Source organism: Phyllobacterium calauticae (genome assembly GCF_019991125.1).
Lineage (GTDB): Bacteria > Pseudomonadota > Alphaproteobacteria > Rhizobiales > Rhizobiaceae > Phyllobacterium > Phyllobacterium calauticae.
Window position 1 is genome coordinate 483,138 of sequence record NZ_JAGENB010000001.1, and the last position, 18,871, is coordinate 502,008.

General features: G+C 60.4%; 18 protein-coding genes. 6 read left to right on the forward strand and 12 right to left on the reverse strand.

Annotated elements, in window-relative coordinates; translation table 11 throughout:
• The first annotated feature begins 26 nt into the window (after positions 1 to 26).
• Positions 27 to 1,070 carry a polysaccharide deacetylase family protein gene (locus J1W56_RS02535; protein WP_223611590.1) on the forward strand — a complete coding sequence of 348 codons (1,044 nt, stop codon included), beginning with the start codon at positions 27 to 29 and terminating at the stop codon, positions 1,068 to 1,070.
• Between the two features lie 21 nt (positions 1,071 to 1,091).
• On the opposite strand, the gene sbmA is transcribed toward J1W56_RS02535, so the two are convergent.
• The 6 genes from sbmA to J1W56_RS02565 all read right to left on the reverse strand — a co-directional run bounded on the left by sbmA (position 1,092) and on the right by J1W56_RS02565 (position 7,179).
• Positions 1,092 to 2,342 (reverse strand): peptide antibiotic transporter SbmA, encoded by a 1,251-nt coding sequence (gene sbmA / locus J1W56_RS02540; RefSeq protein ID WP_223611591.1) that lies wholly within the window; start codon positions 2,340 to 2,342, stop codon positions 1,092 to 1,094.
• A gap of 107 nt (positions 2,343 to 2,449) precedes the next feature.
• A complete protein-coding gene (locus J1W56_RS02545; RefSeq protein ID WP_223611592.1) occupies positions 2,450 to 3,601 on the reverse strand; it encodes a YbfB/YjiJ family MFS transporter in 1,152 nt (383 codons plus the stop codon).
• Between the two features lie 108 nt (positions 3,602 to 3,709).
• Entirely contained in the window at positions 3,710 to 4,300 is a 591-nt protein-coding gene (locus tag J1W56_RS02550; protein ID WP_223611593.1) for a class I SAM-dependent methyltransferase, read from the reverse strand.
• A gap of 134 nt (positions 4,301 to 4,434) precedes the next feature.
• On the reverse strand, positions 4,435 to 5,805 hold the full coding sequence (locus J1W56_RS02555) for a sensor histidine kinase (RefSeq protein ID WP_223611594.1): 1,371 nt from the start codon (positions 5,803 to 5,805) through the stop codon (positions 4,435 to 4,437).
• Positions 5,805 to 6,479, reverse strand: coding sequence for a response regulator transcription factor (locus J1W56_RS02560; RefSeq protein ID WP_223611595.1), 675 nt, complete (start codon positions 6,477 to 6,479; stop codon positions 5,805 to 5,807). Before J1W56_RS02560 ends, J1W56_RS02555 begins: the two co-directional genes overlap by 1 nt.
• Positions 6,480 to 6,726: 247 nt before the next feature.
• A complete protein-coding gene (locus tag J1W56_RS02565; RefSeq protein ID WP_223611597.1) occupies positions 6,727 to 7,179 on the reverse strand; it encodes a MarR family winged helix-turn-helix transcriptional regulator in 453 nt (150 codons plus the stop codon).
• 75 nt (positions 7,180 to 7,254) lie between these two features.
• Here J1W56_RS02565 and J1W56_RS02570 point away from each other — a divergent pair, with 75 nt between their 5' ends.
• On the forward strand, positions 7,255 to 8,202 hold the full coding sequence (locus J1W56_RS02570; RefSeq protein ID WP_223611598.1) for a PLP-dependent cysteine synthase family protein: 948 nt from the start codon (positions 7,255 to 7,257) through the stop codon (positions 8,200 to 8,202).
• 24 nt (positions 8,203 to 8,226) lie between these two features.
• Here J1W56_RS02570 and J1W56_RS02575 read toward each other — a convergent pair whose 3' ends face one another.
• Both J1W56_RS02575 and J1W56_RS02580 read right to left on the reverse strand, forming a co-directional pair.
• Positions 8,227 to 8,817 (reverse strand): 2'-5' RNA ligase family protein, encoded by a 591-nt coding sequence (locus tag J1W56_RS02575; protein ID WP_223611599.1) that lies wholly within the window; start codon positions 8,815 to 8,817, stop codon positions 8,227 to 8,229.
• A gap of 93 nt (positions 8,818 to 8,910) precedes the next feature.
• Positions 8,911 to 9,528 (reverse strand): TetR/AcrR family transcriptional regulator, encoded by a 618-nt coding sequence (locus J1W56_RS02580; RefSeq protein WP_223611600.1) that lies wholly within the window; start codon positions 9,526 to 9,528, stop codon positions 8,911 to 8,913.
• A gap of 92 nt (positions 9,529 to 9,620) precedes the next feature.
• Here J1W56_RS02580 and J1W56_RS02585 point away from each other — a divergent pair, with 92 nt between their 5' ends.
• Positions 9,621 to 10,238: an NAD(P)H-dependent oxidoreductase gene (locus tag J1W56_RS02585; protein WP_223611601.1), complete on the forward strand. Its 618-nt coding sequence runs from the start codon at positions 9,621 to 9,623 to the stop codon at positions 10,236 to 10,238.
• A 9-nt stretch (positions 10,239 to 10,247) separates the two neighbouring features.
• On the opposite strand, the gene J1W56_RS02590 is transcribed toward J1W56_RS02585, so the two are convergent.
• Complete coding sequence (locus J1W56_RS02590; protein ID WP_223611602.1) at positions 10,248 to 11,147, reverse strand: LysR family transcriptional regulator; 900 nt, start codon at positions 11,145 to 11,147, stop codon at positions 10,248 to 10,250.
• A 102-nt stretch (positions 11,148 to 11,249) separates the two neighbouring features.
• Between J1W56_RS02590 and J1W56_RS02595 the strand changes: the two genes are divergently transcribed.
• The gene (locus J1W56_RS02595; RefSeq protein WP_223611603.1) at positions 11,250 to 12,239 is read left to right on the forward strand and encodes a zinc-dependent alcohol dehydrogenase family protein; all 990 of its coding nucleotides are present in this window, start codon (positions 11,250 to 11,252) and stop codon (positions 12,237 to 12,239) included.
• Positions 12,240 to 12,259: 20 nt separating this feature from the next.
• On the opposite strand, the gene J1W56_RS02600 is transcribed toward J1W56_RS02595, so the two are convergent.
• Positions 12,260 to 13,153 (reverse strand): SDR family oxidoreductase, encoded by an 894-nt coding sequence (locus J1W56_RS02600; RefSeq protein ID WP_223611604.1) that lies wholly within the window; start codon positions 13,151 to 13,153, stop codon positions 12,260 to 12,262.
• Positions 13,154 to 13,276: 123 nt separating this feature from the next.
• Here J1W56_RS02600 and J1W56_RS02605 point away from each other — a divergent pair, with 123 nt between their 5' ends.
• Positions 13,277 to 14,257, forward strand: a complete 981-nt coding sequence (locus tag J1W56_RS02605) for an AraC family transcriptional regulator (protein WP_223611605.1) — start codon at positions 13,277 to 13,279, stop codon at positions 14,255 to 14,257.
• Here the strand turns inward: J1W56_RS02605 and J1W56_RS02610 are convergent.
• Positions 14,240 to 16,999, reverse strand: a complete 2,760-nt coding sequence (locus tag J1W56_RS02610; RefSeq protein WP_223611606.1) for an autotransporter domain-containing protein — start codon at positions 16,997 to 16,999, stop codon at positions 14,240 to 14,242. The genes J1W56_RS02605 and J1W56_RS02610 overlap by 18 nt on opposite strands.
• Before the next feature lie 345 nt (positions 17,000 to 17,344).
• Between J1W56_RS02610 and J1W56_RS02615 the strand changes: the two genes are divergently transcribed.
• On the forward strand, positions 17,345 to 17,962 hold the full coding sequence (locus tag J1W56_RS02615; protein ID WP_223612384.1) for a LysE family translocator: 618 nt from the start codon (positions 17,345 to 17,347) through the stop codon (positions 17,960 to 17,962).
• A 22-nt stretch (positions 17,963 to 17,984) separates the two neighbouring features.
• Here J1W56_RS02615 and J1W56_RS02620 read toward each other — a convergent pair whose 3' ends face one another.
• Positions 17,985 to 18,647 carry a response regulator gene (locus tag J1W56_RS02620; RefSeq protein WP_223611607.1) on the reverse strand — a complete coding sequence of 221 codons (663 nt, stop codon included), beginning with the start codon at positions 18,645 to 18,647 and terminating at the stop codon, positions 17,985 to 17,987.
• Positions 18,648 to 18,871: the final 224 nt, after the last annotated feature.

Below are 18,871 nucleotides of genomic sequence, written 5' to 3' on the forward strand. Positions count from 1 at the left end.
CCCATTGACAGCGTCGTATCAGCATTATGCGTTTGATTTCTTGTGCCCTTGCCGCGTCCCTTGCCCTCACGGCATGCATGCCCGCTTTTGCCAGCGAAGGCACGCAACTGCGCGGCTCCCTTGGCAGCAAGCCGCAATATGTGCTGATCTCCTTCGACAATTCCGGCAGCAATGCCCTGTGGGAGCGCAGCCGGGCGCTCGCCGAGCGCTCCAATGCCAAATTCACCTACTTTCTCTCCTGTGTCTTTCTGATCGACCGCGCTGACCGCAAATCCTATCAGGCCCCCGGCGAATCCAATGGCCGCTCCAATATCGGCTATGCCGCATCGAAGGACGACATTGCCAAACGGCTCGACAATATCTGGCGGGCGCGCAATGAGGGCAATGAGATTGCCAGCCACGCCTGCGGCCACTTTGATGGACGCACCTGGTCGAAGGCGGACTGGATCAGGGAATTCACCGCCTACAAGCAGGTGCTGCGCACGGCCTGGGCAAAATATGGCAGCGATCCCGAACCGGAGGGTTGGAAAGCCTTTGTCGACACGGAAGTGCGCGGCTTCCGGGCTCCATATCTCTCCGCCAGCCCTGCCCTGCTGTCGGCATTGAAAGACATGGGTTATGCCTTTGACGCCAGCAGCGTTTCCAAGGGTCCGGCTCTGCCGATCCATGCCGGCGGGCTATATCAGTTTGCGCTGCCCACCATCAGCGAAGGCCCGGAACACCGCCCGGTTGTGGCGATGGACTACAACATGTTCGTGCGCCATTCCGGCGGCTTCGAGCGGGCGGATCACCTCAACGAATTTGAAAACCGCGCCTATGACGCGTTCAAGGGTGCCTTTGACCGCCAGTATAAGGGCGAGCGCATTCCCTTCCAGATCGGCATCCATTTTACGCTGATGAACGGCGACGCCTATTGGCGGGCACTGGAACGCTTCACATCCGACGTCTGCACGCAGCCTGACGTGCGTTGCACGACCTATAGCGATTATCTCAAACAGACCGGCGCCGAAGCGGCCGCCGTCGTCGCTCCGGCGATCAACCGGAGGAAGGTAACGGACAGCGGCATCTGACCGCCGCCCGTCACTGCATTCTTAGCGTTCAGTCCCTGTTTCCAGATAAAGCTGATCGATGGATGGCAGAGGCTCGCCCTCCAATGTAGCCTCGAAGGCTTTCAAGCGCTTCTGGATCGAAAGCAGTTCGATAACTGTCGTCCACGAATTGACCAGAAATTGGAAAGAGTTCGTCACATTCGAGAACGCTGACAAAATCTGCTGGAAGATACCCAGGGTGATCGTGCCGGCTGCCAATGTCGGAACAAGCAGGAAAAGGCCAAAGACATTGTCGGCCTGCAGATAGACGTAGCGGAAGATGTTGAAGTAGACGTAGTGGAAATACAAACGGAAGTAATTCTTCCTGACGTTTGCAAAGAGCTCCTTTACGGCAAGCGGCTGGGCACGATCGCCATGATCTTCACCATAAACAAGTTCCTTTCGGTAGGCCGCTTCAACTCTCTGATTGCGAAACTGCAAACCCGGAAGCTTTACCCCGACCATTGCCAGCAAGCCGGTTCCGAAGATTGCCCAAGCAATGGCCGCGAAAACCAGCGGATGTGGTATGACACCGAAAACAGGCAAGGCGACGATATGGCTGGAGAGCTGTGCGAGCAAGGGCAGGAACGCTATCAGTGTCATGGCCGACTGTATGAAGGTGATACCCAGACCTTCAACAATCGATGCAAAACGCATCGTGTCTTCCTGAACGCGCTGTGCCGCACCCTCAATATGCCGGAGCCTTTCCCAATGTTCCATATAGTAGCTGTTCATGGCCGTTCGCCATCTGAAGACGTAGTGGCTGGTAAAGAAAAGCGTTGCGACCGCTACCGCAATTGCCACGCAGGCGATCACCGCGAACGTGATAACGCCGGCATAAAGATCGGTGGCAGCAACAACATTTTTACCGCCCATTGCCTTTTGAACCATGTCGAAGAACGAGCCGCGCCAGTTGTTCAAAACAACATCGACCTGGACGGAAAAATACGACGAAAACAGGATAAGAGCGGAGCCCAGAATTGACCAATTCTGCCATGGGTGAGGCGAATACCACGCCCAGAACGCATAAAAAATACCAATGAATACAGCAAAATAGACATAGACCCAAAGATAGGGCTTTGTGAAAAAGACCGTGATGCCAACGATGGGAGGTACCGCCGGGTCAGCGGGAGCCAGTCCCACGTAGGAACCAAATTGTTGACCTCCGGCATACCAGAGCAGAACTGCGGCCAAGGCCCACAGAAGCGCCGAGATGAAAAACAACTTCGGCTTGGGAAAAAATGAGACAAACACGGCAGATGGACCCTCGCATAAACACACAAATCAGGGTTGATTTGATGTGAGCCTACCACCACGAATAGGGCAAAGAATGAACGCCAGCAATTAAATTGCTGTAATGTTCACGCTCTGGAAAGAAACGCAAAGGCCGCCCCGACGACGAGGCTGGCGGCGGCGGCAAGGGTCGCGATGGTAAAATTGCCGGTGATATTGGCGAGATAGCCGCCGACGAGCGGCCCGATGATCTGGCCGATGCCGAAGGCCGCCGTCATGACGGCCATGACCCGGCGCGGCGACTGCGGCAGAATGGCCCGCCCCGCCTGAAAACCGGCGGCGGTGATCACGATGAAGGTCAACCCCAGGAGCACGCCTCCGAGAAGCGGCCCTACGGGAGGCGGCAGGACCACGCTGGCGGCCACGCCCACGGCCTGCACCAGCATGCCGAGCGCCACGACGGCAAACGGGCCGACCTGGCGCAGCAGCGGCCCCCACAACCAGACGGACAGGGCGGCGCTCACACCGGTCACGAACCAGACCAGCGCTTCCATGGAGGCGCCGCCATGGCTGGTGCGCACGATGGCAATGATGAATGTGGCGGTGATGATGTAGCCGAAGCCGAAAATGCCATAGGCAATGTTGATCTTGAGGAATGCGGGCGTCCAGCGCACCGGCGGTTCCTTGATTTGGGTTCCCGCACGAACCGGCCCTTCACGCAGCAGCCACAGCACGGCAAACAGCCCGAGGATGGAGAGGATAGCCGCACCGACCCAATCCTGACGCCAGTTGTAGCCGCTTGCGGCGCTTGCCGCCACCAGCACCGAGGAGAGCGCAATGCCGGCACCGACGCCGCCGAAATGCAGTGCCTGCAAACCCGGCCGGTTGGCCGCAGCGAGATGACTGAAGACGATGGTTGCAGCAAGCACCAGCATGAACGCGCTGGCCATGCCGGCCAGGAACCGCAGGATCGAGAAGACGATGATGCCGTCGCTGAGGCTCATGGCGAGACACAGTGCCGCACTGGCGGCAAGGGAGGCCAGAACCACGGCGCGCTCCATGCCTGACGCCCAGCCGTAACCCGCAATGATCGCACCGAGGAGATAGCCGACATAATTGGCCGAAGCGATGATTCCGGCATCACCCGGCGACAGGCCGAGATCGGTCATCATGGCCGGCAGGATCGGCGTGAAAATGAAACGGCCGATCCCCATTGCGACTGCCATCGTGACAAATCCGCCAAGGGCGTAACGAACGGGAGAAGAGGCTGGTGGGGTCATGCCGCGGACATTATCGCTGCGATGCAGCATGACAAGACAATAAAATTGATCGACCGATTACGATCGGTGATCGTTCGGATCACCCACCACCTGTCCGCCGGACGGGGATCAGATGGCGACAGGTGTGGTGACACCTCTGCGGGTGATCCTGTAGACCGCCGCAGGCGGCAGGTTGCGGAATGCCCGGCCAATGCAGACAGCCTCCAGCTGCAATTGATCCAGCACCGGTTTTGGCACCGGGCAGCGGAAGCCGTAGGTGAACTGGTAATAGGCGCCTTCCGGCCGCAGATTGCTGAATGCGCCGCCGAGAATTGCCGCCACCTTTTCCTGCGTCATGCTGAGAAGCGGCAAGCCGCTGACAACGGCACCGGCGGGCTGAATGTCGAAGAACTCGTGCAGGTCGAGCTGGGCCGCGTCCATCTGCAGGATGCGCATGCCGGGAAAGCGCGCCTGCAAAAGCCGCGCAAATTCGGCACCGTATTCAATCAGGGTGAGGTCCTTGGGGCGAACACCGCGGGCAAGCAGCGCGTCGGTGAACACGCCGGTGCCCGGTCCCAATTCAAGCACGGGACCCGAGGCCGGGGTGATTTCGCTGGTGATCAATCTTGCAAGGGCCGCTCCCGAAGGGGCAATCGCACTGACGCGAAACGGATCGGTCAGCAGTGCCCGCACGAAAGTCCAAACACTTCCCGTCGTCATAAAAATCAAGCTCCAACGTTCTTAAGGCTGCATCTGTATGGCGCGCCAATATTGAGGGAAGATTGCGTGCACCTTCTGCGGCAACGATACCCACAGCAAAATGGCTTAAACAGGACTGAATTATTGACTGAATGTTACGATATTATAGATGCGGCAGCAAACTTCATGGTGAAACAGGCGCCGCCGCCAGATGCCTCTGTTACCACAACCTGCCCCCGATGCAATTGCACGATTTCCTGGACGAGGTTGAGGCCCAGACCGACGCCGCGATCCCGGGCGTGCAGGCGCCGGAAAGGCTCGAAGATGGCACTGCGCTGATCGGGCGGCACGCCCGCCCCCTCGTCTTCCACCACGACGGCCGCATCCGGCTTCACCCGGATGGTGATGGTGCCCTTGCGTCCGCCGTGCTGGATGGCATTTTGCACAAGGTTGATCATGGCCCGTTCCAGCGCCGCCTGATCGCCCCGCACGGCAACACGCGCGATTTCGGGTTCAAACGACATGGCATAACCCGCCGCGATGGCAAGCGGCGCGAGATCGGCCGCCACCCGCCGGCCGACGGCGACAAGATCAACGGCGGCAAATTGCATTCCGTTCTGGCTCAGTCGCTGCAGATCCAGCAATTGTTCAGCGAGAATGCCAAGACGGGCGACATCCTCCAGCAGACGCCCGTTGGTCGGGCTGGCCGGGAGCGATTCCAGGCGGGTCTGCAGGATAGCGATCGGTGTGCGCAATTCATGGGCTGCATCCAGCAGAAACCGTTTGTGCCGTTCATAGCCGTCGTCGAGCCGGCCGAGCGCGCTGTTGACAGCCGTCACCAGCGGCGTGACCTCCTGCGGCACATCATCCAGCGGCAAGCGCGTTCCACGCTCGTCAATATTGATCTTTTCAGCCTGGTTCGCCACATGCCCCAGACCCCTGTGGGCCCTGCGCACGACAAATGGCGTTACCAGGAGCGTCGCCAGCGCCATCACAAGGATGAGCGGGACAATGATGGTTGCAAGAACCGTACCGAGCGCCGAGAGATAAAAGCCGAAGGGGACTGTACTTCCGGGTCCGGCAAGGATCTGGACCACGCCGGCGGTGGTTGTCACGCGTTTGAACCGGGCGTTGGAACGGGGCGGATCACCGAGATTCCAGCCAAATCGCGCCTGTCCCACGGCGCTCAACGCATCGCCGATGCGCGCATATTCCGGCGGGACCTCGCCCTCCGACAAGGTCTGTCCCTGCATGTCGCGCGCCACAAACCAAAAACTCGGGCTTGTCACCCGCTCGCGCGCCAGTGCGGGTGTTTCGCGCAAGACGAGGGCGCCATTTGCACTGCGCCCGATGGAATCGCGCACGGCGTTGATCGTCGTATCTTCAGGATCGACCGACCCGAGAAATCCGGTGTACCAGAGCGCACAGAGCACCAGCACCACGAACAGCGTCAGCATGACCGCCTGCAGAAGGACAAGGTGGCTGACGAGCCGCCATTTCAATGAATGCGGCCTTGCCTGCGCCATCAGGAGAGGCGCTTCAACAGGTAGCCGACGCCGCGAATGGCGTGAATTTCAACGCCGGCGCCGGATTCCGTCAGCTTGCGGCGCAGCCGGGAAACATGGGTGTCGAGGGCGTTCGACTGGATTTCATCGCCAATGCCGTAGACTGCTTCTTCCAGCGAAGAACGTAGCACCGTGCGCCCCATGCGCCGCAACAGCGTTTCCAACACCAGAAGTTCGCGGCGCGGCAGGTCGAACCGGTTGGCGCCGATGCTGGCTTCGCGGTTGATCAGGTCAAAGGACAGGTTGCCGACATTCAGGGGTTCCGAGGGCATGTTGAGGGGCCTGCGCAGCACTGCGCGCAGCCGCGCCAGCAGTTCTTCCACGGCAAAGGGCTTGGCAAGATAATCGTCCGCCCCCTTGTCGAGACCGGTGACACGGTCCGCCAGCTCACCGCGCGCCGTCAGCACGATGACCGGCACGCCCGCACCTTTTGCCCGCAGACGCGGCACGATGGTCAGGCCATCGCCGTCGGGCAACTGCCGGTCCAGCAGAATGGCGGCATAGGCGTTGAGCGACACGGCCTCCTCGGCGTGGGCGAGCGAGCCCACGTGATCAACGATCATGTCGTAATTCTTGAGAGCCTCCCCAAGGGCAGCGGCCATTTCAGGCTCGTCTTCCACCAGCAAAATACGCACTATTCAGGACCAGTCATGTACGGGGTTAAAACATGGCGACACAAGGAATTTGGACACCGGCCGTTGCTTTGGCAAAATAGTACCGTTCGGGCCGCCATGGCGAGGCCCGTTCCCATTTCATACGCCGCAATCGCTGTGCCCTGCCCGCACTCTTCATTCGCCGCAACACAATTAGGCCACTCACATTGCACCAAGGTTGCGCCCTGCAACATCAGGGCAACTGCGCGTCGGGCAGGCTTTTCCCGCCTCAGAGCGCCTCGCTTTGATCCGCCAGCTGGCGAACAATATCCGTCGGCACGACTTGCGCGAGCCTGGCCTGCGCTTCCCGCCACACGGGTATCGCCGCTTCGAGACGGCGCGCGCCTGTTTCCGTCAGCCACACCGCGCGGCGACGCAGGTCGGTTTCCACCAGGGTGATTTCGATCAGTTGTTCGCGCTCAAGCGTGCGCAAGTTGCGCGACAGGGTGGATTGCTCCAGGCCGCTGCGCTGGGCGAGCGCGCCCAGCGTATCATCGGTCAGGGCAGCAATCTGCGCCATCAGGCCAAGCTGCGCCGCGCTAAGGCCAAGATCCGCCAATTCGCGATCCAGAAAAGCCGTGATGCGGCGCGCCGCCAGACGGCTGTTCCAGCCCGCGCAATTCTCAACCAGCGCGCGGGCGTCGGTCCGCAAGGTTTTTTTCGGTTGTTTTGCCAAGGTCATGGATATATGCATATACATAATATGTATCTACATGGAAACCGGTTTTTGCGCCCCCCCCGAACCGGATAGTGCAGTTTGACGCGGAGTATCGAGACCATGCACGCCTCGCAACGAACGATCCTTGACACCATCGGCAACACATCGCTGCTGGCCCTGCGGACCATCCGTCCCGCCAACGGCGCCCGCATCCTCGTGAAGCTTGAAAGCGAAAACCCCACCGGCAGCATGAAGGACCGCATGGCGCTTGCCATGATCGAGGCGGCGGAGGCGGATGGGCGGTTAGCTGCCAACGGCTCCGTGGTGGAATATACCGGCGGCAGCACCGGCGTTTCCCTGTCGCTCGTCTGCGCGGTCAAAGGCTATCCCCTGCACATCGTCACCTCGGACGCCTTTGCCCGGGAAAAACTCGACCACATGGCAATTCTCGGCGCCACACTGCACATCGTGCCAAGCGACAGCGGACGCATGACCGAGAAATTGACGCGCGACATGATCGAAGCGGCGCGTATCATCGCGAGGCAAACCCCCGGCAGTTTCTGGACCGACCAGATGAACAACAGGGATCAGCTGGCGGCCTATCACGCCATGGCCGCCGAAATCTGGGACCAGACAAACGGACGCATCGACGGCTTTGTGCAAAGTGTCGGCACGGCGGCTTCCCTCCGGGGAACCGGCGAGGTCTTGCGCCGATACAATGACCAGATCCGCATCGTTGCGGTGGAGCCGGCGGAATCGCCCGTCCTGTCCGGTGGCAAGACCGGCGCGCATAAAATTGACGGGATTGGCGCGGGCTATGTCGTGCCGCTCTGGCAGGACGACATCGCCGACGGGATCGAACAGGTCTCGACGGGGGAAGCCAGCGCCATGGCAAAGCGGCTGGCCGGCGAAGAAGGACTGTTTGCCGGAACCTCCACCGGAGCCAATGTGATTGCGGCGCTGCGACTGGCCGATACGCTTGCCCCTGGTGCAACCGTCGTCACCGTCATGTGCGACACCGGCATGAAATATCTGAGCAGGAAATAGGAATGCGGACCGCAACGGAGCGCTTCAATGCAGCGTCCAGCGCTGCAGTATCTCGTATTCGGAAAGTCCCCGCTTGCTGTGGATCAAGACAAAATCCCTGACGACAAAGCGGATCGGCGCAATCGGCTGTTCGCTGATCGTTCGGGAATTGTAGAGAAGCGTCAAATGCGGGGTGAATGCGCCGCGATTGCCCGGCAGCCCGTTGCGCTCGAGGCAAGCACCGAGAATCGTGTGGAGCCGGGTCAACCCCTCGCCCTCGCCGATCAGCACCAGCGGCTTCCGGCCCGGCCCGCCACCCTCGAAACTCTTAAGCGAGCGTAGTGCCACCTCAAACGGCGGCGTGGACACGGCGCTCCCGGCCCGCTTGGCCGCGAAAAGGATAGGGCTTGGCACGCGCTTGTGATCCCCCAAGTGGTGCAGCGAAATATGAAAACGGCAAGACCCGATCAAGCTCTTTCGCGTCAGACCATGATCGTTGATTACGCCGGTCCTGCAGGCATCGACAATCTCCTGCATATCGGGATCGAGCATGATGCCGAAGAAAAGCCGCTCCTGCAAAGCAGGCCGTTTCGGTCGGTTTTGCCAGTTATCGCCCAGATTCAATTCGCCCTGCATGGCCGACCTCCCGAAATGCAACCGCATTTCCGATCGAGCACATTAGAACAAAAAGGGAACAATCCGCAAGTATTTTTGCGAACGCCTGTCTCGTCACCTGTTCCTGGCAACCATAGCAATGATGGTTTCGAACAGCTCGTGCTCCGCCTGCGCAGCGGTGACGTCGCCCGTTGCGGCGGCATAGGACAGCGCTTCCGCGGCACCGAGCATCGCCCACAAGCCCGCCGAAGCAATGGTCCCGGCTCCGGCAAACGGCGCGAGCATCACCCGGCACTTCTCGATGAAGACGCCGTTATATTCGCGCTTGATCTTCTCCAGTTCGGGCGATCCGGCAAGCGCTGCGATCACGCCGGGGATTTCGCGCCCCTGCACAAGCACGCAGTCCACATAGGACGAGGCGATGACCGCAGCCCGATCCGCCAGCGCCGGTTTGCTCGCGGCGAGCGCCGCGTCCATCAGCATTGTCTGGCGGGCATCGAAGTCCCGGTAAAGCGCTGCCAGCAAACCGGCGCGCGTGCCGAAATGATCATAGACCACCGGCTTCGTCACCTCAGCCTTTTCGGCAAGCCAGCCGAGCGTCAAGGCTTCTGTCCCCTCCTCCCGGACAATCCGCCAGGCGACATCCATGAGCTGGCGGAAGCGGTCCTCCCGCGTCAGCCGCCGGCGCGGACGGACAGCCGCCGTTGCATCCTTCGTTCGCGTGCTTGACATCACTATATACCAAAAGTAACTTACAGATTATAACTTACCAAAAGTATATAACATCAACGCGCCATCTGCAATCCGTTGACAGGAGTTTTGTCATGCACGCCCTCATCGTTGTCGCACATCCCGAACCCGCATCCCTCACCCACGGCATTGCTGCACAGATCGCGGAGGGTTTGTCGCTGCGCGGTTCCGGTAATTCCCACGAAATCGCCGACATCGCGGCCGAAGGGTTCGATCCGCGCTTCTCCGCTGCCGATCTCGCCGTTCACCGCACCCGGGCGGCACCGCCCGCCGATGTCGCTGCCGAACAGGCGCGGATCGACCGTGCCGATGCTGTTGTGCTGGTCTTTCCCGTCTACTGGTGGTCGATGCCGGGGCTGCTCAAGGGATGGATCGACCGGGTCTTTTCCAATGGCTGGGCTTTCGACTTCAGCCTGGACGGCGGCCTGGAAAAGAAGCTCCGCCACCTCAAGGTGCATCTCATCGGCGTTGGAGGTGCCGATGCGCGAACCTATACCCGGCGCGGTTACTTCGATGCCATGAAGACGCAGATCGATCACGGCATCTTCGATTATTGCGGTGCCTGTGTCGTCACGTCGGAGCTGCTGCTCGATTCGGAAACGCAGGATCCGGCAATACACCTCGACAGGGCGCGAACCATTGGCAGCAGGCTGTTTGAAGCATCGCCGCTATGCGGAATGCAGGCAGCCTGAGGGCGCCGTTCACCCCATCAGCCGGGGCAAAGCGGCGGCGAGTGCATCCACGGCCAGGCGGACCCGCAGCGGCAAATGCGGCACCGGCAGCCACAACGCATAGGCGTCGTAGAGATAATCCGGCTGATCCGGCAGCAATTGCACAAGTGTTCCCGCGGCAATCCGGTCGCGGATGAGCCAGGACGGCAGCCAGGCCAGCCCCATGCCGGCCATGGCAGCGTCGGCTATGGCGTCGAGGTCATCCAGCCGCACGCGATTGACCGGCATCGCCTCGGCCGGCGGCTGGTCGCCGCGCGGGAACAGCCATGGGCGGATGCGGCCCGACCGGCGATACATGATGGCCTGGTGCCCGGCAAGGTCGTCGACCGCCCGTGGTTCGCCATGGTTCGCGATATAGGCCGGCGCGGCGCAGACAACCATATGCTGGCGGGCGATCCGCCGCGCAATCACGCCGCCCCTGTCGTCGGGAGTGCCGGTCCGGATGGCAAGGTCATATTCGTCCTCGGCGAGATCGACGAAGCGGTCGTTCAGCGACAGGTCAAGTTCCAGCATGGGATATTGCCGGGCGAGCCCGAGCAATACGGGGGTGACGCAGTGCCGGCCGAAATGCGCGGGCATCGTCACCCGCAACCGGCCGCGCGGTTCGGACAGCTGATCATCCGCGAGCGCATCCACGGCCTCCGCTTCGGCCAGTATCACCCGGCAACGTTCATAATAGGCACGCCCGAAATCGGTCAGGTTCTGGCGGCGTGTCGTGCGGTTGATCAGGCGTACGCCCAGCCGCTCTTCCAGAAACCGGACATGTTTGCCGACCATCGGGCCGGACAGGCCAAGCGCGTCCGCAGCCGCGGCAAAGGAGCCGAGATCAACGGCTCTGACAAACACGGCCATGCTGGCGAGGCGATCCATATTCGAAACTCCTGGTTTCTACAGAACTTCATTATGCGCCATTTATCCGCATTTCTCCTGCTGGCATAGCCTATTCCGTTCAAATGGTTTGGAGTTATGACTATGGCACGTGTTGTTCGTTTCCATGAATTCGGCGGTCCCGAGGTTTTGCGCATCGAGAATGTCGAGATTCCCCAGCCCGGCCCGGGCGAGGTTCAAATCCGCGTCAAGGCCTTGGGGTTGAACCGTGCCGAAGCGCTTCTGCGTACCGGCACCTACATCGAGACGCCGGTTTTGCCGTCCGGTCTTGGCCTTGAGGCAGCGGGTATCGTTGAAGCGATTGGCGAAGGCGTCGAGAACTTTGCGCCGGGTGATACGGTCAGCGTCATACCGCCCAAATCGATGGTGCGCTGGCCGGCCTATGGCGAACTGGTGACCTTCCCCGCCGGATCGGTTGTCAAACATCCGCAATGGCTCAGCTGGGAAAAGGCGGCGGCGCTGTGGATGCCTTACCTGACCGCTTACGGCGCGCTGATCGACATCGCCAAGCTGCGCCGGGGAGATTTCATCGTCATCACCGCGGCGTCAAGCAGCGTGGGACTTGCGGCGATCCAGATTGCCAACAGGGTTGGCGCGACGGCTATTGCCGTGACGCGCACCTCCGGCAAGAAACAGGAGCTGCTGGCTTTCGGCGCCGCCCATGTCATTGCCGCCGCCGAGGAAGACCTGGAGACGCGGCTGAAGGACATCACCGGGCCGGACGGCGTGCGCGTGGTGCTCGACCCCATCGGCGGTCCGATATTCGGCCCGCTGACCGCTGCCATGGCACCGGGCGGCATCCTCGTGGAATATGGCGGCTTGAGCCCGGAACCGACCCCTTTCCCGCTGTTTACCGTCCTGAGCAAATCCCTGACGCTGCGGGGCTATCTCGTGCACGAGATTATTGGTGATCCCGCGCGGCTGGAAGCAGCCAAGGCTTTCATCCTGGACGGCCTGGCATCCGGTGCCCTGCAGCCGGTCATCGCCAGAACCTTCCCGTTCGACCAGATCGTCGATGCGCATCGCTTTCTGGAATCGAACGAGCAGTTCGGCAAGATCGTCGTGACGATTTGAAGGGCTGGAGCCTCCGTCCCCTACATTTCGAAATAGCGCGGCCGGTCGAGATCGGACATCAGCCCGGGCTGGTTCGGCTGCCAGTTCAACAATTCGCGGGTTCGTGCGCTTGCGGCATGAGCGCTCATGCCGGCAAAGACGGCGAACCAGCCGAAATGTTCGGCCGCCGCCTCGGGAGTCTTGGCCACAACAGGCACATTCAGCCGGCGGCCGATCAGCGTGGCGATGTCCTTGAACAGCACACCCTCCTCGGCAACCGCATGATAACGGTCGCCGCCGGTCCCCCGTTCAAGGGCAAGCCGGTAGACGGAAGCCGCATCCAGCCGGTGCACCGCGGGCCAGCGGTTGAGCCCTTCGCCGACATAGGCAGACACGCCTTTTTCGCGCGCGAGGTTGATGAGGTGCGGTACGAAGCCATGGTCGCCGTCACCATGAACCGACGCAGGAAGACGAACCACCGACGCGCGCACTCCATCCGCCGCGAGCGCCGCAGCGGTCGCTTCCGAAACGCGGGGCACAGCCGCGGAAGCCGGGCCGGGCAGGTCTTCTTCCGTCGCCGGGCGATCCCGTCCCAGATGCGCCATTCCCGTGGTGACAAGCAAGGGGCGATCCGAGCCTTTGAGCGCAGCGCCAAGCGTCTCGATGGCGCGGCGGTCCATCTCGCAGTTCTGCGCGAATTTCGAGAAATCATGATTGAACGCCGTGTGGATCACTCCATCTGCGGCGGCGGCGCCATCGCGCAGGCTTGGCAGATCGTCGAGATCGCCGCGATGCGCCTGCGCGCCGAGGGCGGCAAGCGATTTGACCGCCGCGTCCGTGCGGACAAGGCCGAGCACCTGATGGCCCGCCTTGACAAGTTCCTCCACGACGGCAGAGCCGACAAAGCCGGTGGCACCGGTAACGAAAACACGCATTCCACTTCTCCATTTTAGAATGAAATGACCGCAATCACGGCCGTAGTGGAGAAGATAGGCGGTTGGAGAAATACGATCTATGCTGTAAAGTCCGCATTATCTTCGCAATCGTCCGGAATGACCATGGATCCGCTCTCAGACGTCCTGTCCCTGCTGAAACCGCATAATTACATGTCCGCCGGCTTCGATGCCGGGGGTGAATGGTCGATCCAGTTTCCGGAAAGCCGGGACAGTATCAAATGTGGCGCCGTGGTTTCCGGTCAATGCTGGCTGTCCGTGGAGGGCGTTGCCGATGCCGTGCACCTCGGCACGGGCGACTGCTTCCTGTTGCCGTACGGTCGGCCGTTTCGCCTGGCAAGCGATCTGACGTTGTCGTCCGTCGAGGCTGTCACGGTTTTTTCCGCTGCGCGCAATGGTGGCATCGCCGTGCATAAAGGCGGCGGCGATTGCTTTCTTGTCAGCAGCCGTTTTGCCCTGACCGGCAATCATGCAAGCGTGCTGTTGGGAATGCTGCCGCCGATCGTGCACATCCGCAAAGACTCGGATCAGTCCGTGTTGCGCTGGCCCGTGGAACTGATGATGCGGGAGTTGCGCGAACGGCAGCCCGGCGGCTTTCTCCTCGTGCAGCACCTGGCCCATATGATGCTGATCGAGGCGCTGCGACTGCATCTGGCCGGAGGATTGCAAGGCGGCGTCGGCTGGCTGTTCGCTCTGGCGGATAAGCAAATGGGCGCGGCGATCAACGCCATGCATGAGAATCCGGCGCGCCACTGGACGTTGCAGACACTGGCGGAACGGGCCGGCATGTCGCGCTCAACCTTTGCACTCAAATTCAAGCAGACCGTCGGAAAGTCCCCCATGGAATATCTGACACGCTGGCGCATGCTGGTGGCGGGAGACAGGCTGGAGAATTCAAGCGATCCCGTGTCCGCCATTGCCCTGTCACTGGGTTATGACTCCGAAAACGCCTTCAGTACTGCCTTCAAACGGGTCATGGGCTGTTCGCCGCGCCAATACGGCCATAGCGGGAGGACCGCCTTATCATCGGAGAGCCCCCTCGCATCGCCCCTCGTGCGGCGTGCCCTTTCAGAATCGCCAGCTTAGATCACCACGCACCCCATGCGCCTGCACCGCAGACGACATCTGGCCGGTATAGGAAACACCCAGCGTGACAGCCTTTGTCAGCGAGAAATCCAGTCCGGCTTCAGCAACGAGAGCATCCCGCGCAATGGGCGAACCCTCGACCGGGAATGGCGACCCTCCGGCCAAGGCAAATGTTGTATCCGGAGCAACATCGCCAAAGGCATGCTGCCATCCGAGCATTCCCCTTGCCGCCAGCTTGGCCGTGTCACCGACGGGAATATCCGTCCGGGCACGCAGGCCCAGCGTTGCATAGACGTTGTCATCAATGTCGCCGCGGGATTTGAGCCCTGCAGTCCCGCTTTCCCCGATGCCGTCGGTGTGAAGGTTTGCATAGGCGAGACCTGCGAATGGCTCCAATGCCACACGGTTGTAATCGAAGGCATAGCCTGCCTCCCCGAAAACCTGCACCGTTCTCGCAGCGTAATCGGCAGCGGATGCACCAAATGCCGTGGAACGGCTTGTTTCCACCGCGTGCCACGTGTGGGCCGCGCCAAAACGCAAGGCCAGCGCATCCATCTGCGCAGCGGCGTAGGCAGCGATCGTATAGCTGTCGACGGACGCCGAGGACGCGCGTGCCGGAGCGTCAAGCGAACTGCTGCCATATCCTCCGGCAAAGCCTGCGCGCCATGACTGCCCGAATTCGCCGTCAGCCCCAATATAGAATCCGCCCGAGGAGCGCTCGAGCTTCGCAGCATTCGCATTGCCCGACAGGTGTCCCCATGAACCGTAGGCCAGCCCCCAGACCGCCGAGGACGCATCGGGTGCGGCCGGAATCTGACCACCCGGACCGTAGGCCAGAAGAGGCATCGACGGAGACGGAGCAGCCCCCGATGCCGCGCGCAGCCGCGCGGAGATGACATCCCGGGCAAACCGGCTTTCGTCGAGCAGTGCCGATTTGACGCTCGAATGGATTTCACCGGAGAGCTTGTCGAATATTGTCTGCGCATCATGGGCATTCGACCCGATAATCAGGTCGTAGATGGATGCGGCGGGATTGCCTGTCCCGGCAGTACCGGACAGCACCAGCCCGCCGAAACTTTCCACACCGGCACCCACCGATCTCTGGTTCTTCGTCGTGCCAATATCGGCAAAAGCCGTCCTGTTCCGCAAAACGTTCAGATAGACATTGGTGGCATCGTAGCCGAGTGTCAGGTCGAGGAAGGCGTAGTCAGCCTGCACACGGCTGAACGTTCCGGTGAGCCCGCCCGAAGCAAGGATCGTGTATCGGGCATCACCGCGAAACGTGCCCGGATTGAGGAAAGCATCAACTGTGCCACCATCAAGCTGCGCCGTGCCCGTCACGTCGACACGGCTGGTACCCGCCGCTGCGCCGATCTTGACCCGCATGCTGGCATCGGCGGATTGGTGATAGTTGCCATCAATTGTCAGCGTTCCGCCGGCGCCGCCCCAGCCGCCATAGACGATGCCCTGATTGTCGACATTCCCGTAAATGATGCCGTCTCCGGAAAGGGCGCCGCCACGGCTTACCAGCGTATCGGATGCGATGCTCCCCGCCAGCGCCAGAGTACCGCCATCAATCCGGGTTTTGCCGGCATAGGTGCTGTCGCCAAACATCAACAGCGCGCCATCACCCGATTTGACCAAGCCGCCTGCGCCAGTAATGTCGTTGAACCATCTACTCTGACCGCCGTCAAATTTGACGTTGAAATCGCCCCAATCAAATTTCCCCGGCCCAAGCACGGCACGGCCGGCATCGAGAAGCCCGTATCCGTAGACATCATCCACACCGGGAGCGCCAATGTCGAAAGCGGTTCCTAGCAGAACCTGCCGGACCTGATCCATCGTCATGTAAGGGAACATCTGTTTGACCAGGGCTGCGGCACCGGCAACGTGCGGAGCCGCAAAGGACGTTCCACTCATCGCCTGATACCCGCCTCGTCCGTCTACGGTAAAGACGGCATAAGCGGGCGCGGCCAGACACCAGTTTTTGGCAACACCACACTGATTGCCATATTCATAATCATAACCGGTCACTGCCAGCCAGCCGCGTTCCAGCTCCGGAATGAGATAGGGCAACCCAGCGTCAATGGAGGGCTGGCTACGACTGTCGTTGCCGGTTGCCCAGATCATCAGGGTGTCGTTGGCTACGGCGTGCCTGTACGCGGCGATTTCGGCCTTGTACATCGAAGAGACGACGTCGGGCGTATAATCCGTGATTCCAGCTTCTGAGCCATAGCTGTTGTTGATGATATGCACGTTGCGGGAAACCAAACCATATATTCCAGCGACGACAGCCTTTGCATCGATATATCCGTCTTCCTCTTCAGCATTCACGGCAACGATCGTCGCGCCTGGCGCAACACCATGCATTCCCTTGCCATCCCTGTTTGCTGCAATCACACCTGCAACAGCAGAACCGTGCGTCACCGAGCTTGAATCGACATACCAGGGCTTGTCGGGCTGGACGGTGATACCCTCATCATAGCGTCCGGCAAATTCCGGGTGATCTCTGGCAAAACCTGAATCGATAACGCCAACTTTAACGCCGCTGCCGTCCACGCCCATGGCATAGGCATAATCGGCGAAAATGTAATCGAGCCAAAACTGGGTCTTATACTCAGGTGTCCGCCACGTCTCTGGATCGGTGGGGTCGCCTGCCGCTTGCGCGAATGCTGTCCCGGAAAAGCATACGCTTAAAAGCAACACGGCAACGTGCTGCCGGCACTTGCTGGCAAGTTTCATGGTCGTTTCCCCCAGCTCCACCGTGCCCCCCCTGGGAACGACAGCACAACTTCTAATTGTTGGAGGGATATAGTCCAGCGATTCGATCAGCCATACGGCATTTGCCGTATTTCGTGCCATACAGAGGGCAGGGAAGCTCCCCGCGCTTTCCGTTGCAGACTGTTAACCCTGTCGTTCTGTTCCGGCGCCCATGCTGTCGAAGTACGACGAGTGCCGTATGTTCCCTGCGCGTTTCCGGCCGTAATTGTCCCTCCGCATGATGTCGTCGCTTGGTTCGATCAATGTCGCGATCGACCAAAATCGCTCCGGATAATGAGAGCGGTCCCATCTGCCGGAGGAATAATGATGTTGCCGCTCGAACAACTGATGCCATTTGTCCTGGCAACATTGCTCTTTGCCTGCATGCCGGGGCCAGCGATTCTCTACATGACCGCCCAGACGCTGACGCATGGAACCGGTGCCGGGCTGAAGGCTGCCTGCGGTATTCATCTCGGCTGTTACGTGCACATTGTCGCGACGGCGCTGGGCTTGGCAGCACTCCTTCACAGCGCACCACTGCTTTACACGGTGATCAAGTTTGCTGGCGCCGCCTATCTCGTCTGGCTGGGCATCACCATGTTCATGGGCGGAAATGGCGGGCATAAAGACACCGTTTCCGCGGGTCCCGGTGTTTTTCGCGACAGTGTCGTCGTTGAGGTCCTCAACCCGAAGACGGCGCTATTCTTCCTGACATTTCTGCCACAGTTTATCGACGCCAATCTGAGTGCTCCAGTCTGGCTGCAGTTTCTGCTGCTTGGCATCATCGTCAATCTCGCCTTTTCAGCGGCGGACGTTGCGGCTGTGGGCATTGCCTCGGTCACGCTTGGCCGGATGACGAGGGCCGGATCAGGATGGATTGTTCCAAAGGTCTGCGGGTCCATTCTGATTGGTCTGGGCGTCACATTGGCAACCAAGAATATCTGACGGGACACGGCCTTGCCGGCGTTCAGCCGGCGGACAGTCCAAGACGGATGGCATAGGCCGTCAGTTCGGCTCCACTGTGCAGATTGAGTTTACGCATGAGGTTTTCGCGATGTTTGCGTGCCGTGAGCGGACTGATCCCGAGACGCTCGGCAATATCACGTGTGGAGATGCCGTGAGGAATAAGGGTCAGGATTTGCTGCTCGCGCCGCGTCAGTTCGACGGGAGACGCAATAGCAGGTTTGGGCTCATGGAAGCCGTCTCGCTTGCCGTGCTGGTCGACGGCAAAACGCACCTCGTCGGCAACATAGGGTTCGCCGCATCGCATGGCCTCGATGGCGGCCAGAAATTCTGTCGCGTCGCCGCTTTTCGTCAAGTAGCCGTTCGCGCCGGCATCAAAGGCGGCGCGCACAGAACGCGGTTCCAGATTTGCCGTCACAATCAGAATCTTCAGCTCGGGCCAGGCCGCTCGCACATTCCTGATGAACTGAAATCCGTTCACGCCCGGCATGCCAAGGTCAAGAATGAGAAGATCGGCGGCCGTTTCCCGGAGCAGGCGGTCGACCGTGTCGCCATCCGCCGCTTCGCCGGCAACCGTCACGCCGTCGATGGTCGAAAGCAGGAGCTTGAGCCCTTCACGCACAAGAGCATGATCGTCAGCAAGGATGACCCGCGAAAACTCGAGCATAAGGCGTACCTTCTTGTTAAAAAACCAACGGCGTGCATCATGCTCGCATTCCCGAGCCAGAGTTAAAACAGCAATGAGAATTGATCAACATTTACAGCCTCATCTTATCGATCTTTTATACCGACAATCTTACGCAGTATTATTTGCCAACTTCATTATTCCCCTTCCGGTTTTGTATGTTCTCTGGAATTTTGTACAAAGCGAGCTTCTTGTGTCGTGGGTGG

Excerpts from the sequence above, each read along its gene's own strand:
- J1W56_RS02600 (WP_223611604.1), bottom strand. The coding sequence starts at position 13,153 with ATGCGTGTTTTCGTTACCGGTGCCACCGGCTTTGTCGGCTCTGCCGTC.
- J1W56_RS02585 (WP_223611601.1), top strand. The coding sequence starts at position 9,621 with ATGCACGCCCTCATCGTTGTCGCACATCCCGAACCCGCATCCCTCACC.
- J1W56_RS02535 (WP_223611590.1), top strand. The coding sequence starts at position 27 with ATGCGTTTGATTTCTTGTGCCCTTGCCGCGTCCCTTGCCCTCACGGCA.
- J1W56_RS02545 (WP_223611592.1), bottom strand. The coding sequence starts at position 3,601 with ATGACCCCACCAGCCTCTTCTCCCGTTCGTTACGCCCTTGGCGGATTT.
- J1W56_RS02590 (WP_223611602.1), bottom strand. The coding sequence starts at position 11,147 with ATGGATCGCCTCGCCAGCATGGCCGTGTTTGTCAGAGCCGTTGATCTC.
- J1W56_RS02575 (WP_223611599.1), bottom strand. The coding sequence starts at position 8,817 with ATGCAGGGCGAATTGAATCTGGGCGATAACTGGCAAAACCGACCGAAA.
- J1W56_RS02580 (WP_223611600.1), bottom strand. The coding sequence starts at position 9,528 with ATGTCAAGCACGCGAACGAAGGATGCAACGGCGGCTGTCCGTCCGCGC.
- J1W56_RS02615 (WP_223612384.1), top strand. The coding sequence starts at position 17,345 with ATGTTGCCGCTCGAACAACTGATGCCATTTGTCCTGGCAACATTGCTC.
- J1W56_RS02595 (WP_223611603.1), top strand. The coding sequence starts at position 11,250 with ATGGCACGTGTTGTTCGTTTCCATGAATTCGGCGGTCCCGAGGTTTTG.
- J1W56_RS02610 (WP_223611606.1), bottom strand. The coding sequence starts at position 16,999 with ATGAAACTTGCCAGCAAGTGCCGGCAGCACGTTGCCGTGTTGCTTTTA.
- J1W56_RS02555 (WP_223611594.1), bottom strand. The coding sequence starts at position 5,805 with ATGGCGCAGGCAAGGCCGCATTCATTGAAATGGCGGCTCGTCAGCCAC.
- J1W56_RS02565 (WP_223611597.1), bottom strand. The coding sequence starts at position 7,179 with ATGACCTTGGCAAAACAACCGAAAAAAACCTTGCGGACCGACGCCCGC.
- J1W56_RS02605 (WP_223611605.1), top strand. The coding sequence starts at position 13,277 with ATGGATCCGCTCTCAGACGTCCTGTCCCTGCTGAAACCGCATAATTAC.
- J1W56_RS02550 (WP_223611593.1), bottom strand. The coding sequence starts at position 4,300 with ATGACGACGGGAAGTGTTTGGACTTTCGTGCGGGCACTGCTGACCGAT.
- J1W56_RS02620 (WP_223611607.1), bottom strand. The coding sequence starts at position 18,647 with ATGCTCGAGTTTTCGCGGGTCATCCTTGCTGACGATCATGCTCTTGTG.